Origin of the sequence: Serratia marcescens (assembly GCF_029846115.1) — a bacterium.
Classification (GTDB): Bacteria; Pseudomonadota; Gammaproteobacteria; order Enterobacterales; family Enterobacteriaceae; genus Serratia; species Serratia marcescens_L.
Genome location: NZ_JARVZZ010000001.1, coordinates 3,261,731 through 3,277,365, shown reverse-complemented (window position 1 = coordinate 3,277,365; position 15,635 = coordinate 3,261,731). Strand labels below are relative to the sequence as shown.

General features: G+C 59.2%; 14 protein-coding genes. 9 read left to right on the top strand and 5 right to left on the bottom strand.

The window, feature by feature from the left end; all coding sequences use genetic code 11:
• Positions 1–14 precede the first annotated feature (14 nt).
• Entirely contained in the window at positions 15–302 is a 288-nt protein-coding gene (locus QDT79_RS15540) for a hypothetical protein (protein WP_025302730.1), read from the top strand.
• A 185-nt stretch (positions 303–487) separates the two neighbouring features.
• Here QDT79_RS15540 and QDT79_RS15535 read toward each other — a convergent pair whose 3' ends face one another.
• From QDT79_RS15535 to guaD, 3 genes are all read right to left on the bottom strand, one after another.
• Entirely contained in the window at positions 488–2,587 is a 2,100-nt protein-coding gene (locus QDT79_RS15535) for a peptidase domain-containing ABC transporter (protein ID WP_308316692.1), read from the bottom strand.
• Entirely contained in the window at positions 2,580–3,866 is a 1,287-nt protein-coding gene (locus tag QDT79_RS15530; protein WP_033648236.1) for an HlyD family secretion protein, read from the bottom strand. The genes QDT79_RS15535 and QDT79_RS15530 overlap by 8 nt, the downstream gene beginning before the upstream one ends.
• 440 nt (positions 3,867–4,306) lie before the next feature.
• Positions 4,307–5,629 carry a guanine deaminase gene (gene guaD, locus QDT79_RS15525; protein WP_063989773.1) on the bottom strand — a complete coding sequence of 441 codons (1,323 nt, stop codon included), beginning with the start codon at positions 5,627–5,629 and terminating at the stop codon, positions 4,307–4,309.
• 428 nt (positions 5,630–6,057) lie between these two features.
• On the opposite strand from guaD, the gene fecI reads away from it, so the two are divergent.
• From fecI to ydfG, 5 genes are all read left to right on the top strand, one after another.
• Positions 6,058–6,582, top strand: a complete 525-nt coding sequence (fecI, locus tag QDT79_RS15520) for a ferric citrate uptake sigma factor FecI (RefSeq protein WP_308316691.1) — start codon at positions 6,058–6,060, stop codon at positions 6,580–6,582.
• Positions 6,579–7,535 carry a ferric citrate uptake sigma factor regulator FecR gene (gene fecR / locus QDT79_RS15515; protein ID WP_308316690.1) on the top strand — a complete coding sequence of 319 codons (957 nt, stop codon included), beginning with the start codon at positions 6,579–6,581 and terminating at the stop codon, positions 7,533–7,535. Before fecI ends, fecR begins: the two co-directional genes overlap by 4 nt.
• Positions 7,536–7,650: 115 nt before the next feature.
• Positions 7,651–10,002 (top strand): TonB-dependent Fe(3+) dicitrate receptor FecA, encoded by a 2,352-nt coding sequence (gene fecA / locus QDT79_RS15510; protein ID WP_308316689.1) that lies wholly within the window; start codon positions 7,651–7,653, stop codon positions 10,000–10,002.
• A 199-nt stretch (positions 10,003–10,201) separates the two neighbouring features.
• The gene (locus tag QDT79_RS15505; RefSeq protein ID WP_063989769.1) at positions 10,202–10,723 is read left to right on the top strand and encodes a GNAT family N-acetyltransferase; all 522 of its coding nucleotides are present in this window, start codon (positions 10,202–10,204) and stop codon (positions 10,721–10,723) included.
• Between the two features lie 125 nt (positions 10,724–10,848).
• The gene (gene ydfG / locus QDT79_RS15500) at positions 10,849–11,598 is read left to right on the top strand and encodes a bifunctional NADP-dependent 3-hydroxy acid dehydrogenase/3-hydroxypropionate dehydrogenase YdfG (protein ID WP_016927858.1); all 750 of its coding nucleotides are present in this window, start codon (positions 10,849–10,851) and stop codon (positions 11,596–11,598) included.
• Positions 11,599–11,634: 36 nt separating this feature from the next.
• Here ydfG and QDT79_RS15495 read toward each other — a convergent pair whose 3' ends face one another.
• Positions 11,635–11,961: a YnfA family protein gene (locus QDT79_RS15495; protein ID WP_107226837.1), complete on the bottom strand. Its 327-nt coding sequence runs from the start codon at positions 11,959–11,961 to the stop codon at positions 11,635–11,637.
• A 148-nt stretch (positions 11,962–12,109) separates the two neighbouring features.
• Between QDT79_RS15495 and QDT79_RS15490 the strand changes: the two genes are divergently transcribed.
• Positions 12,110–12,478, top strand: coding sequence for a DUF1283 family protein (locus QDT79_RS15490; RefSeq protein ID WP_004938560.1), 369 nt, complete (start codon positions 12,110–12,112; stop codon positions 12,476–12,478).
• A gap of 89 nt (positions 12,479–12,567) precedes the next feature.
• Complete coding sequence (locus tag QDT79_RS15485; protein ID WP_063989767.1) at positions 12,568–12,867, top strand: DUF1161 domain-containing protein; 300 nt, start codon at positions 12,568–12,570, stop codon at positions 12,865–12,867.
• A 45-nt stretch (positions 12,868–12,912) separates the two neighbouring features.
• Here QDT79_RS15485 and QDT79_RS15480 read toward each other — a convergent pair whose 3' ends face one another.
• Positions 12,913–14,400, bottom strand: a complete 1,488-nt coding sequence (locus QDT79_RS15480) for an MDR family MFS transporter (RefSeq protein ID WP_308316688.1) — start codon at positions 14,398–14,400, stop codon at positions 12,913–12,915.
• Between the two features lie 508 nt (positions 14,401–14,908).
• Here QDT79_RS15480 and QDT79_RS15475 point away from each other — a divergent pair.
• On the top strand, positions 14,909–15,625 hold the full coding sequence (locus tag QDT79_RS15475) for an ABC transporter permease (protein WP_004938551.1): 717 nt from the start codon (positions 14,909–14,911) through the stop codon (positions 15,623–15,625).
• Positions 15,626–15,635 lie beyond the last annotated feature (10 nt).

Here is a 15,635-nt window from a genome sequence, read left to right as displayed (position 1 = left end):
ACTAAGGAGCAAGTATGCGCAATCTTACCTCTGAAGAGTGTTCAATCATTTCCGGTGCAGGAGATCGCAGCGGTACATTGACGGTTTCCGCAGAAACTGTCGGCGCAGCGATCGGCGGCGGAATCGGCTCTATCGGCGGCGTGGCGGGCGGCGTTGTCGGCACCATTGTCGGCGGTGCTGTCGGTAACTATGTCACCGGCGATCGTGCCCCCGGCTCAGTTGGCCCATCAGGCATTCCCTGGGGCGGGAGCAACGGCGGCGGTACCATGTGGGGGAACAACAACAATACCGATTCGAACTGATCGGGGCCCTGCAAGCCTCGCGGTTGACCTCAGCGGTTAACATTGGCTTCAGCGCCTAAAGCGTCACTTCATGCCAGGGTTATCATTGTGATAACCCTTTTTTCATGGACTCACCACCGGGTGAGCTGTGCGGTTGACGTAGCGAAAATATCGGGGTGAAGTGGCCAGGTAAAGCGAAGCTGACGTTACCCGAGTCGAATGACTCTATCCGCAGAGGCAATCGTCGACGGACGGTGCGCAATAATCACGCGGGTAATGTTCAGTTGTGAAATAGCGCGGTTAATATGGGTTTCATTATCTAGATCCAGGTGGCTGGTCGCTTCGTCCATAAACAGAATGCTGGGGCGACGATAGAGCGCACGGGCTATCAATAAGCGCTGTTTCTGCCCGCCAGAAAGGCTTCCCCCCAGTTCGCCGATCAATGTTTCATAGCCCATCGGCATGTTTTGAATATCATCATGCATATTGCAACGCCGTGCGCACGCCTCAATACGCTTCAGATCCATTTCGGCATCAAATCCTGAAATATTTTCAGCGATAGACCCCGCCAGCAGCTTGTCATCCTGCAACACGCAAGCGATGCATTGGCGATAATTATTAACGCCAATGTTGCTGATATCCATACCGTCGACCAGCACGGCCCCTTCATCCGGCGACAGCAGCCCACACATTAACTTCATCAACGTGGTTTTACCCGCGCCGGAGGGACCGACAATCGCCACGCTTTCTCCCGCGGCAATGCTGAGATTCAAATCCGCGATAATGGGTTTCGCCAAGCGGTCATACTGGTAGCGCAGATTCCGGACCTGAAGCTCCGCGGCGTTGCCTTTTGTGAAGAGCTGGCGCGCGGGCATTTGCGATTCCGGTGACGAAAGCACAATGTCCGCCACCCTTTCATTATGCAAACTCAACATTCGCAGCTGAAGCATCATGTCGATCAGGCTGCTGGCACGCTCCGAAAACTGCCCGCGGTAGGCGTTAAACGCGATAAACATGCCGATCGTCATTTGATTGTCTATGACCAATGCTGCGCCGAGCCAAAGGATGATCACCTGATCGCAAGTGGCGATAAACGCCCCCAGGCCGCCAAACATCATGTTTAATTTGGTCAGCTTGATACCGGCATTGATCGTTTCTACGTTTAGATTCAGCCAATACTGCGAACGGGTTTCAGATAACCCCAACGCCTTTAACGTACTGACGCTATACAACGTTTCCATGAAATGAGACCCGGCTCGCGCCCCTTTCACCAACTGCTCTTCCGACAGCTGCCGATAATATTGATAGGTCGACAGCCTGAGAATAACGTATATCGCCGTAAAGCCGAGCACCACCCACACCAACCAGCCGCCATAGAGCAGCATCATGATAAATACGCCTACGGACATGATGCCATCAATAATACTGCTGACGATGCTGGTAGTGAAAGTCGCTCTTATCGTATCCAATGAGCCGAAGCGGGATTGAATATCACCCAACTTGCGCTTCTCAAAGAAGGAAAGCGGCAATTTCATCAGATGATCGAATACTCCCGCCTTCCATTGCACGTCTATCAACGCGCCCATGACGATAGAGATCCACGAGCGCAACATGGATACGCCGGTACGGAATAAAATAAAGAACAGCAACCCTATGCATATCAGCGCTAAAAGATCATGATCGCCGGCCAGAATCACATGGTCCATGACCAACTGCGTACCGACGGGCAACAGCAGATTAACCGCTTCAATCACGATCGATAGACAGAAGATCTTTAGCAAGGCCCCTTTGAGGCCGCGCACATTGCTCATCAGCTTGCGAAAACGCAATCTGCTTTGCTGTTTGATCGGCTGAAATTCACTGTCTGGCCATAGCTCAAGCGCTACGCCGGTAAAATGCCGCGACAGTTCATGCAACCCCAGCACTTTACGGCCAAAGGCAGGATCATGGATCACCGCCCGCCCTCGGCTGACACTGACAAGCACCACGAAATGCTTCATGTCCCAATGCAGAATACAGGGCATTTTCAATGCCTTAAGCTCATCGATATTCAGCGATAACGCTCTGGATTGCAGTTTCAGTGCGCTCGCGATGTCAATCAGCGCGGACAGCGTCGCCCCGCGCGAAGAAAAGCCGTAGCGGCTGCGCAAATTAAACAGATCGATTTGCAAGCCATGGTAATGGCATACCATCGCCAGACTGGCGAGCCCACATTCCGAGGCTTCCGTTTGCAGGATCTGCGGCACTTTGCGGCGCAGCGACAAATTGAGTTTGCCCTTTAGCGTGTCGAAATAAGATTCAGTCATTGATTGGCCCCATCAGGCTGTTTTTCATATCGTAGAAAGGCGAGAACATCCATTGATATAAAGGCCTTTTTTCCAGAAACAGCGTGGATTGAGCCCGCATGCCGTTAGTGAGCTGCAACGCCTTGCCCTGATAACTGATATGCGTTTCATCCAGGGAAACGGTGACCTTGTAATAAGATGCCGTTTGCGCGTTGGGCTGATGCACGGGAGAACTGCTGTAAGTTGACATTTCTTGCATGGAGGCCGGCACATAAGCGATGCTTTCTATCCTGCCGGGAAACTGGCCAAACTTCTCATAGGGGAAAGCGTCATAACGAATGTTAATGGCGTCCCCCGCTGACACATACGGCACACTGGCGTTCGGCAACCATAAAACTAGCTGATAAATCGCGCCATTACGTGGAATAATCTGTACCAGACTGTCACCGCTATTGACCATCTGACCCGGGGTAACGCTGAGAGATTCAATGCGGCCATCGCTCGGGGCGTTCACGATCAATGCGCCGCTGGCATCGGCTTCCGCTAACTGCCGTTGCAAATCATTACGCTGAAACTGGTACTGTGAAATTTGATTATCGAAATCTGCCGCGCGCGTAACGATGTCGCTTTCCAAATTCGTAATTTGCAACGATTCCTGAATGTGTTGGCTATGCAGGTTTTGGAACAGACTTTGTTGTTGATAAAACGAATAGGTTTGTCCGCTAAGCTGGTCTTTGGTAATCAGACCGCGCTGCTGATATTCCTTATAGGAACGCATGTTGTCCTGAGCAAATGCCACCCCTTCTCGTGCGTTATCCAACAGCTGTTTGGACTGCATGTGCGCCAATTCATACTGTTTTTTTTGCGCGCGTAGATTTTCCAGCGTCATGCGCTTGTTGTCTTGCAACTTAAGGATGATACTGTCGACGTGTTTTAACTGGTTTTCCAGCGCCAGGCGCGTATTGGCGCTCACTTTCCCGTTATCCGTCACCCGGCTGACATCAATCTGATAAAGACGCTGACCTTTTTTAACCACGTCGCCCACTTCGACGAAGCGTTCCGAGATAAAACCCTGCTGGGGTGCAAACACATTGACTGAGCGGGGGAAGGTGGTGATTTCACCATAAACATTAATGCGGCGCGTATAATGACTGAATATAAGAAAAGAGAGGAAAACAAGAATAAATAAAAACGACAAAAGACCAAAGCACCAGGCGGGCAAGCCGTTTATTAATAAGGCCTTACCCGCCCATTTCGCCCGCTGATGATCCGTGGCTTCCTGTCGAAACAAATCACGCATGAAATCCCTTTCCAGAAATAAAGCTCAAGCCAATCCTGGCTCGTAAAATGCGGAAGTACACTGAAAAAACAGCAACAGTGACTAAAACAAGCCCGTTGCTTTTTAAGTAGTGATATCGTAAAGATAATTATTCTCATTATGATATAGAGCACCCCAAAGAAATGCAATGTTTTTTACGCACTTATCCAGCAACATGGCTGTATATCACTAGGTATATTCATAAAAAACCAATAAAGAGCCTCCTAACCAAATAACCGTATTCATACTACATCGCGTCATGTTCAATAAATAATCATGCCCCGCCCTTCCATTGTCTGCTTTTCATCCACAGCGTGTGCAGCAATAACGCTATCAAGGCTTCCACTTCCTTATCGTTAAAATTGTCGCCACGCGGTGTCGGCGTATTCCAATATGCCTTTGCGCCAACACCGCGAATGAAATCAGTCTGACTCCGCCGCCTGATAAACCACCTTGCCGTCCACATAGGTGCGGTAAATATTGCGATCGTCCCCCAGCGTCATCAGCACGAACCCTTGCTCCGCCGGCGTGGCGCTGTTGGCGTAGCGTAACTGCTGCAGCGGCGTGACCGCCGGATCGAGCACCACGAAATCCGCCTCTTTGCCGACGTTGAAGTTGCCGATTTTGTCGTCCAGCGACAGCGCGCGGGCGCCGCCCAGGGTGGCGTGGTAGAACGCTTCTACGGCGGAGAGCCGGTAATGCTGCAGCTGGCCGACTTTGTACGCCTCGCCCAGCGTGCGCAGCATATTGAAGGTGGTGCCGGCCCCCACGTCGGTGCCGATGCCAAGCTTCACCCGCTTGCGCCAGGCCTGCTGCAGGTCGAACAGCCCGCTGCCGAGGAACAGGTTGGAGGTGGGGCAAAACGCGATCGCCGAGCGGGTCTCGCACAGGCAGTCCCACTCCTGATCCTCCAGATGCAGGCAGTGAGCGAACACGCTTTTTCCGCCGGTCATGCCGTAACGGTGGTAAACGTCCAGATAGCTTTGGCTCTGCGGGAACAGTGATTTTACCCAGGCCACTTCCTGCGGATTCTCGCTCAGGTGCGTTTGCAGCCAAACATCGGGGAATTCTTCGCGCAGCCGCTGCACCTGCGCCAGCAACGCCGGCGTACTGGTGGGCGCAAAGCGCGGCGTAATGGCGTAACCGAGGCGGCCTTTGCCGTGCCAGCGTTCGATCAGCGCACGCGTCTGGCGGTAACTCTGCTCCGGCGTTTCCAGCAGCGCCTGCGGCGCATGGCGATCCATCATCACCTTACCGGCGATCAGGCGCATGTTCAGCGCTTGCGCCTGGCTGAACAGCGCATCGACCGACTGCGGATGCACGCTGCCGAACACCAGCGCGGTGGTGGTGCCGTTGCTCAGCAACTCCCGCAGAAAGAAGGCCGACATCTCGTCGGCGTGCTGCTCGCAGCCATAACGGCTTTCGGTCGGGAAGGTGTAATTGTTTAACCAGCCCAACAGCTGGTCGCCATAGGCGCCAATCATTTCGGTTTGCGGGTAGTGGATATGGGTGTCGATAAACCCCGGCACGATCGGTTTGTCGCGATACTCCGTGACCGCAAAACCCGGCGGCAATAGCGCCTCACCCTGCTGCCAGCTACCGAACCAGACGATGGTGCCCTCGTTGAGCAGCAACAAACCGTCGGGAATGTGCCGCAGGCGTTCGTCGAGCTGTTGCGGTTCCTCCACGCAGGCGGTGATGTCAAAAAAATTGCCACGAATAGCCGTGGTGAATTGCAGTGCCATTATTTTCTTCCTTGTGACGACCGGCCAAGCTCACCCGCGTAATCATCTGCGCCGATGAAGCAATGCCTTTTGTTACCCCAAATTAAAGACCGGGTTAAGCATAGCAAGCCGTGTGCCAACAGCCGGTGATAAAATATATTTTCATGTAAAAACAGAGTGATATTAATTAAACAAAGAAAACCAGCCGATGAAAAAGAATAAACCGTGCGGCGGCCTTCAACGGCAGGCTAATAGCAACCGTTTGCTTGCCGGAATAACACCGTGCCGCTGCACCTTTACGGGGCAAACGAATATCTTCACGGCCACCCGGTTTATTTCAGCGCCACACCTGGGTGCCGCATTCCGGCCTGAGGGCAACGGCGAAACTTGAAACGATAACCATTCTCAATTATCATCCGCGCATCTTTTTGACCAGCAATGCGAAAACCATGTCCGCCACCGCTTCCGCCCCGCACGCCGCGCTGTCGCGCCTTTACGCCACCCATCATGCCTGGTTGCAGGGATGGCTGCGCAGGCGGCTGGGCTGCGCTTTCGACGCGGACGATGTGGCGCAGGACACCTTCATGCGCCTGCTGAAAAGCGACTCTGCGGCGACCCTGCGCGAGCCGAAAGATTTTCTGGTCACCGTCGCCAAGCGGGTGATGGTCGACCTGTTCCGCCGCAGAACGCTGGAGCGCGCCTATCTGGAGATGCTGGCGCTGATCCCGGAAGGCTATGCGCCGTCGCCGGAGCAGCGCCAGAGCCTGCTGGAAAGCCTGCAGCAGATCGACGCCATGCTCGACGGCCTGGGGCCAAAGGTGAAACAGGCCTTCCTGCTGTCGCAGCTCGAAGGCCTGGGCTATGCGGACATCGCCGTGCGCCTCGGCGTGTCGGTCAGCTCGGTTAAAAAATACATGGCCAAGGCCACCGAGCATTGCCTGCTGTTCAGCCTGGAAAACGACGTTTTCTCATGAGCAACGCCATCACCCCCGAGCAGCGCCAGGCGCTGAAGATGGCCGCACACTGGTATGCCCTGCTGTGCGATGAGCACGTCACCGACCGCCAGCGCCAACAGTGGCAAGCCTGGCATCAGCAGCATGACGATCATTGCTGGGCCTGGCAACGCGTCGAAGCGTTGCAGAGCCAGCTGCAGGGCGTACCGGGCAAGTTCAGCTACCGCGCGCTCGATCGCGCCGGCCGCCAATCGGCGATTGATCGCCGCACCCTGCTGAAGAGCGTGCTGCTGTTGCTCGGCGTGGGCGGCAGCGGCTTCCTTTACCAGTCGCCGCTCGGTCGGGAGCTGCGCGCCGACTACCGCACCGCCACCGGCGAGATCAAACCCATTGTGTTAAGCGACGGTACCCAGCTGGTGCTGAACACCGCCAGCGCGGTGGACGTGCATTACGACGATCGCCAACGGCTGATCCGCCTGCACGCCGGGGAAATCAGCCTGGTTACCGGACGCGACCCCCGGCCGCTGTGGGTGCAAAGCCCACAGGGGGCGATGCACGCGCTCGGCACCCGTTTTTTGGTGCGTGAGAGCGGCGGCGAGACGCGCCTGACGGTGCTGGAGCATGCAGTCGAAGCGCAGCTGGCGCAGGACGCGCAGCAAACGCGCCGGGTGGAGGCCGGAGAACAGATAAGCTTCAGCGCCACGGCCTTCAGCGACAAACAACCGGCTGCGGCGGAGGACGGCTGGCTGCGCGGCGTGCTGAGCGTCAGCCAGTGGCGGCTGGACCGGGTGATCGCCGAACTGGCGCGCTACCGGCGCGGCCATCTGAGCTGCGATCCGGCCGTCGCCGCCCTGCGCGTCAGCGGCAGTTTCCCGCTCAACGATACCGATCGCGCCCTCGCCCTGCTCAGCCAAACGCTGCCGGTGCGCCTGCAGAGCTTTACCCGCTATTGGCTGCAAATCGTTCCCGCCTGAATCTTTTTAAATGAAAATGATAAAAAATCGCATTCTTGATTGTCCCTTTTGCTTTGCTCATCCGACTCCCAGGAAAACACTGCAGCAATAAATAAAAAATGATTCAGGAGAAGGTATGAACAACGCTTGGGGAAAGGGAGCGCCGGCTTCGCTTTGGGGAAAACGGGCCACGCCGCTGGCCGTGGCCATTGGCCTGGCCTTCGCCGCACCGCTGACGGCGAGCGCCGCCAGCGCCGCTGCAACCTATCACATTCCGGCCGGTGAGCTGGACGGCGCGCTGAACGCGTTCGCCGCGCGCGCCAGCATCGCGCTCTCGGTGGACGGCACGCTGACCGCCGGCAAACGTTCGCCGGGCCTGAACGGCAGCTACGGCGTCGATGACGGCCTGAACGCCCTGCTGGCCGGCAGCGGCCTGCAGGCTAAAGCGCTCGGTAACAACGGTTACACGCTGGCCAAACTGCCGCAGCCGCAGAAGGAAGAAGACATCACCGTGGTCGGTGACTGGCTGGCGGAAGGCCGTCAGGTAGACGTGTTCGAACATCCCGGCGCGCGTGACGTGGTACGTCGCGAAGAATTCGCCAAAACCGGCACCACCACCGTGCGCGAAGCGTTGAACCGCGTGCCGGGCGTGGTGGCGCCGGAGAACAACGGCACCGGCAGCCATGACATGGCACTTAACTTCGGCATTCGCGGCCTCAACCCGCGCCTCGCCAGCCGCTCCACCGTGCTGATGGACGGCATCCCGGTGCCCTTCGCCCCTTACGGCCAGCCGCAGCTGTCGCTGGCGCCGGTCTCGCTCGGCAATATGGATGCGATTGACGTGGTGCGCGGCGGCGGCGCGGTGCGCTACGGGCCGCAGAGCGTCGGCGGCGTCGTCAACTTCGTCACTCGCGCCATCCCGAAAACCTTCGGCATGGAAGCCGGCATGCAGGGGCAGCTCAGCCCGACCTCACGCCAGGATCACCCGAAAGGCACCGGCAACCTGATGATCGGCGGCACCGCCGACAACGGCTTCGGCGCGGCGCTGCTCTACTCCGGCACCCGCGGCAGCGACTGGCGCGAACACAGCACGACCAAGATCGACGACGTGATGCTAAAAAGCCGTTACGCCCCGAACGAGGTGCACACCTTCAACAGCCTGCTGCAATACTACGAAGGCGAAGCGGACATGCCGGGCGGCCTGAGCCGGGCGGACTACAACGCCAACCCGTTCCAGTCGACGCGCCCGTACGACAAGTTCTGGGGTCGGCGCCAGCTGGCGAACTTCGGCTACCAATATCAGCCGGATCAGCAGCACAAGTTCGACGTGCAGAGCTTCTACACCTACACCCTGCGCAGCGGCTATCTGGATCAGGGCAAAAACCTGACGCTGTCGCCGCGCGAATACTGGGTGCGCGGCGTGGAACCGCGCTACAGCCAGAGCTTCCGCTGGGGCGAGTCGGCGCATGAGGTCGGCGTCGGTTACCGCTACGTCAGCGAATCCACCCACGAGCTGCGCTACACCAGCAAGGCCAGCACCGGTCGGCTGCCGTCCACCTCCAGCCCGTACGATCGTGATACCCAGTCCGGCACCGAGGCGCACGCCTTCTATATCGACGATCGCATCGACATCGGCGACTGGACCATCACACCGGGCATGCGCTACGAGTACATCAAGTCGTATCAGAACAACTACATCAAGAACAACCGCCTTGACGTCAGCTATAACGCGCCGCTGCCGGCATTGAACGTGATGTATCACCTGAACGAATACTGGAACCTGTACGCCAACACCGAAGGCTCCTTCGGCACCGTGCAGTACAGCCAGATGGGCAAAGCAGTCGACAGCGGCAAGATTGAACCCGAGAAGGCGCGCACCTGGGAGCTGGGCACCCGCTACGCCGGCGATGCGCTGACCGGCGAGATCGGGCTGTTCCTGATCAACTTCAACAACCAGTACGATTCCAACCAGGTGACCGACAGCGTGACCGCGCGCGGCAAAACCCGCCACGCCGGGCTGGAAGGCAGCCTGCGTTACGATCTGTCGCAGCTGACGCCAAAACTGGACGACCTGACCGCCTACGCCAGCTACGCTTACGTCAACGCCACCATCCGCGAAGACGGCGGCTACAAGGGCAATCAGGTGCCGTTCTCACCGAAGCATAAAGGCACGCTGGGGCTGGACTATACGCCAGGCAACTGGGCGTTTAATCTTAACGGCGAGTTCCAATCCAGCCAGTTCGCCGACAACGCCAACACCGTGGCGGAAAGCGCCGACGGCAGCACCGGCCGCATTCCCGGCTATATGCTGTGGGGCGTGCGCGCCGCCTATGATTTCGGCCCGGAAATGGCCGGCCTGAATCTGGGCGTCGGGGTGAAAAACCTGTTCAACCACGAGTATTTCACCCGCGCCTATGACGACAATAACAAAGGTCTGTACATCGGCCAGCCGCGCACGATCTATCTGCAAGGTTCGGTGAAGTTCTGACCCCCGGCGGCGGGCGCGGCTCATCGTGCCCGCCGCCTTTCCCATCAACGTGACGATGTCACATAAGCCTCTCCCACCACGCCGCCGCAGCGGCGAGAAATAAGTCGCTTCTGCCGTCAATACGCGTAATATCGACGATCCGCCCCAATTTATGGGCGCGGATTTTTTGCCGTTATGGCCTGAAAAGCGAGGAATTAAAATGAATCACAATGACCTTTCTCAGTGCCGCGTTGACACCGACCGTTTGTTGATTGCCCCCTTTACCGCAGCAGACGCCGACGATGTTTACCAGGCGATCACCCCCACCCTGACGCGTTTTATGGCCTTTGAGCCGGAGGCGTCGCCGGAAGATTTCGCCAACGTCTGGCAAGGCTGGCTGCCGCTGATGCGCGAAGGCGAAGAAGTGATCTTCGTCGCCCGCCGGCGCGAAGACCGCCTGTTCGTCGGCGTCGGCGGCGCACACAACCTGCGCAGCCACACTCCGGAGCTGGGTATCTGGGTCAAAGAGAGCCTGCATGGCCAGGGTTACGGGCGCGAAATCGTGCAGGGCATCGCGCGCTGGGTCAGCGAGCGCTTTCAGCCTCAGCACCTTATCTACCCGGTGGCCGAGCAGAATGCCGCCAGCCGTCGCCTCATCGAGTCGTTGGGCGGCGTGCTGGCCGGGCGTTGCGAACGCGTCAAGTATGACGCCGTGGTGTACCACCTGCCGCCTCAGCGCTAATCAGCATCGGGCCGCCGGCCCGGTGTGACCTTTTTTGCTTTCCGCCGTGATAACCGCTGCCACTGCCTGCGGGTTTGTGCTAATGATAGAGGTATGTAGGGTAAAAACAGTTGAGGAACAGCAACATGATTATTTTTGTTACCGGCGCCACCTCCGGTTTCGGCGAGGCGATCGCACGCCGTTTTATCCGTGAAGGCCACCAGGTGATCGCCGCCGGGCGCCGCCTTGAGCGCCTCGAAGAGCTGCAGGAAGAACTCGGGCAAGCGCTGCATATCGTGCGGCTCGACGTGCGCAACCGCGCCGCCATTCAGCAGGCGATCGAAGCACTGCCGGCCGAGCTGCGCCAAATCGACGTGCTGGTGAACAACGCCGGGCTGGCGCTGGGGCTGGAGCCGGCACACAAGGCCAACGCCGATGACTGGGAAACCATGATCGACACCAACGCCAAGGGGCTGGTGAACATGACGCGCGCGCTGCTGCCGGCCATGGTCGAACGCAACGTCGGCCATGTGATCAACATCGGTTCCACCGCCGCCAACTGGCCTTACGCCGGCGGCAACGTGTACGGCGCCACTAAGGCGTTCGTTAAACAGTTCAGCCTGGGCCTGCGCGCCGATCTGCACGGCACGCGCATCCGCGTGACCGATATCGAGCCGGGCCTGGTGGGCGGCACCGAATTCTCCAACGTGCGTTTCAAGGGCGATGACGGCAAGGTCAACAAAACCTACGAAGGCGCCGATGCGCTGACGCCGGAAGACATCGCCGAGTCGGTGTTCTGGGTCGCGACGTTGCCGGCGCGCGTCAACATCAACACGCTGGAAATGATGCCGGTCAGCCAGTCCTTCGCCGGGCTGAACATCCACCGAGGCGCCTGATCTCCGACGGCGGGAGGCGACTCCCGCCCTGTTTCCTCAGGCCGCGCGCCAGCCGGAAACGATGATCAGCATGCCCACCAGCGCCACCCCGGCGCCCACCCAGTCCAGCGCAGACAGCTTCACCCCATCCACCACCCGCAGCCATAGCAGCGCCGTCGCCACATACACGCCGCCATAGGCCGCGTAGACCCGCCCGCTGGCCGCCGGATGCAGCGTCAACAGCCAGACAAACAGCATCAGGCTTAATGCCGCCGGCAGCAGCAGCCAGGTGCTGCCCTGCTTCTTGAGCCACAGGTAAGGCAGGAAACAGCCGATAATTTCGGCGAGCGCGGTGGCGAAAAACAACAGCGTGGTTTTTAACATCGGTCGCAGTTTTCTCTCGATAAAGTAAACGAATCGGCGCTTGGCTGGTGAATTCCAGGAGCGCGGTGGTATATTTATTACCACGCCTGCGGGCGAGGTAACGCCAGTGCCGCCATCATCAGGCGCACTCACTCATAAGGATGAAACGATGAAAACATTTTCGACCCAACGACTGCTGCGCGGGATGCTGCCGGTCGCCATGCTGGCCGTCATGGGCGCCTGGCAGGCGCCGGCGCTGGCAGCCACCTGCACTCAGGGCAGCACCTGCGTCACCGTCGATGGTAAAGGCAGCGGTGCGATGAGCACCGAAGAAGCGCGCCAGAGCAAAGAGCAGTGGAATGATACCAAATCCCTGCGCCACAAGGTTAACACTCGCGTCGAGAAAGAGTTCGACAAGGCCGATCGCGCGGCGGATGACGAAGACCGCTGCAACGACAGCAACAACGTCAACGCGTACTGGGAGCCGGACACCCGTAAATGCCTGGATCGCCAGACCGGGCGTCGGATTAATCCTTAATCCGCCTGCGGCGGGCGGGCAAGCGTGAAACCCGGCCGCCGTTGCTGCTATCCTGTTACAGGAAGTCCATTGTCTAAAAGGATGACGTGATGAAAAAAACGCTGATATTAACCGCTGTATTGCTGGCCGGCGCGCCGTTGGCGGCCCTGGCCTCCTGCGAAAGCGTGAAAGCGGACATTTCGCAAAAAATCGTCAATAACGGCGTTCCGGAGTCCGGCTTCAAACTGGAGATCGTGCCTAACGATCAGGCCGATCAAGCGGGCGGCCAAGTGGTCGGCCACTGCGAAAACGACACCCAGAAGATCGTCTATACCCGCCTGAACAACGGCGACGATCGCGGTGACGCGGCGCAGACCGGCACCAGCCAGGATACCTCCAACTCGCAGTAAGCCACATCGGCTACCCAGGGCGTGCAACAGCCGCGCCCTTTTCTTTTATGCCTGTTCCGCCTCTTCCTCTTCGCCCTGCGGCCGGCAACGCGCCGGGATCAGCATCGCCGCCGCCAGCGCCAGCAACGACACCAACGCCGACACCAGGAACACCCAATGCAGCGAGGCCGCTACGTGCTGGGTCAGCTGCGACAACGCTTCGCTCCCCATGCTCTTCCGCACCGCCGGCTCCATCAGCCGCTGCACCGGATCGTCAATCTCCGGCAAACGCCACTGCAGGTTGAGGTTCAGCGTGGCGCCCAGAATGGCGGTGCCGATGGCCGACCCCACCATGCGGGTAAATACCGTACAGGCGGTGGCGATGCCACGAATGCTGTAATGCGCCGCGTTCTGCACCGACACTAAAAACGTGGTGTTGCACAGCCCCATGCCGGCGCCGACCATAAACGCCGCCACCCGGCCCCACAGCAGGCCGCCGTTCGGCTGCAGCATCAGCAGGATCAGGCCGCCGGCCACCAACAGCAGCGCCCCCAGCAGCGCCGTCGCGCGATACGAGGTCATCAGCATCAAACGGCCGCTCAGCGTGCTGGCCAGCGGCCAACCGATCGACATCAGCGCCAGCGTGGTGCCCGCCTCCAGCGGCGAGCCGCCCATTACGCCCTGAATGAAGGTCGGCAGGAAGGCACTGATGCCCATCATCGCCGCGCCGATCACCAACCCGCCGATGTTACCGGCGACGATCACCCGGCTCTGCCACAGCGCCAGCGGGAACAGCGGTTCGACCGCGCGCCGCTCCTGACGTATCAGCAGCGCCAGCGACGCCGCCGCCAGCGCGAGCAACGGCGCCACCCACCATCCCAGGCTTTCCATCTGCAACAGCGCCAGCAGCAGCGCCGAAACGAATAGCGTCAGCCAGGCGGTGCCCGCCAGATCCAGCGCGTGCCGCCGCAGCTGCTGATGGGCCGGCAGATAGCGCCAGAGGAAGAACATCGCCAGCAGGCCGATCGGCAGGTTGACCCAGAACACCAGCGCCCAAGGCAGATGCTGCACGATAAACGCGCCCAGCAGCGGGCCGATAATCGCCGACACGCCCCATACGCTCGACAGATACCCCATCACCTTCGGCCGCTCGGTGGCGCTGTAGATATCGCCGATGATGGTGGAAGCGATCGGCATGATGGCGCCGGCGCCCAGCCCCTGCAATAAACGGAAGCCGATCAGCCAATACATGTCGGGGGCGAAGCCGCACAGCACCGATCCCAGCAGGAACAGCGTGGCACCGAAGAAGAACACCCGCTTGCGGCCGTAGAGATCCGCCAACCGGCCGTAGATGGGGATGGTGATCGCCTGCGCCAGCAAATAGACCGCGAACACCCACCCCAGCAGCGAGAAGCCGCCGAGATCGCCGATGATGGTCGGCATGGCGGTAGCGACGATGGTGGCTTCGATCGCCGACATGAACATCGCCAGCATGCAGGCGATCAGGATCAGCGGGCGGTGGGCAATGGGTGCGGGTGAAACGTTATTTGTCATGGCGTTATGCAGGCTTCCTGGCGTTTTTATTTTCCCTGAGTATATCAGCAAGCGCCTGCGCCAAGTCTATCCGCCCTCACATCCTGCTTTTGCCGGCGGCGAATCGCACCATTTGGACTGATTGTTACGGCGTAACGTTTTGCTGCGGATTTTTTTCACTTTCCGCGCATCCCAGCGCTGACGCGGGCTGAGGCGCGAATACGGGCAAACTCAATCAGCTGATTTTGTTCATAAAACTTGGCATGGCCAACGACGGGGTGCTATACCTTCCCTAGCCGGGGTCATTGGGCTTCGTGCTTTCTCTAGTTTAAATATCAGTATCTTATGCTGATTAACTCACGTATTGAGCCTACGTTCAGCATGCTGTGCCGAACGCACCCTTCGCTCAATGTCGCTAACCTCATGCGAAACGCCCGTTTTGTACCGCCACGCCCGCCGGGCAGTGGGTAACAATCAGAGCGGAATGCGCCGCCTATCGGCCGCTCCGCGCAACGGAGGACGCAACATCATGCACAAGTCAGCGCCATACCGGCGCCTGCTCCTCGGGAGCCTGCTGTTTATCGCCGTCATCGCACTGCTGGTTTACGGCATCGGTTGGGAAACCCTCAAGTCGCGCCGGGAAGATTTGATTTACCTCGGCCAGCAGCACATGTTCCTGGTGGTGTGCTCCATGCTGCTGTCGCTGCTGGTCGGCATTCCCAGCGGCATCCTGCTGAGCCGCCCCTTCGCCCGCCGCTGGGCGGAGCACGTGATGCAGATCTTTAACGTCGGCAACACCCTGCCGCCGCTGGCGGTGCTGGCGCTGGCGATGGTGATCATCGGCATCGGCGATCGGCCGGCGGTGGTGGCGCTGTTCCTCGCCTCGCTGCTGCCCATCGTGCGCAATACCTATGCCGGCCTGCGTTCGGTGCCGCCGGCGCTGGTCGAGGCCGCCAACGGTATTGGCATGACCGCCGGGCAGCGGCTGCGCCAGGTTGAGCTGCCCAACGCGCTGCCGGTGATCTTCGCCGGGGTGCGCATCGCGATGGCGATCAACGTCGGCACCGCGCCGCTGGCGTTTTTGATCGGCGCCAGCAGCTACGGCGAACTGATTTTCCCCGGCATCTACCTGAACGACTTCCCGACGCTGATCCTCGGCGCCGCCGCCACCGCGCTGATCGCCCTGCTGCTCGATCTGGCGCTGGCCGGTCTCGGCCGCCGGCTCAGCCCGCACACCGCATCCTGATGGGAGAAAC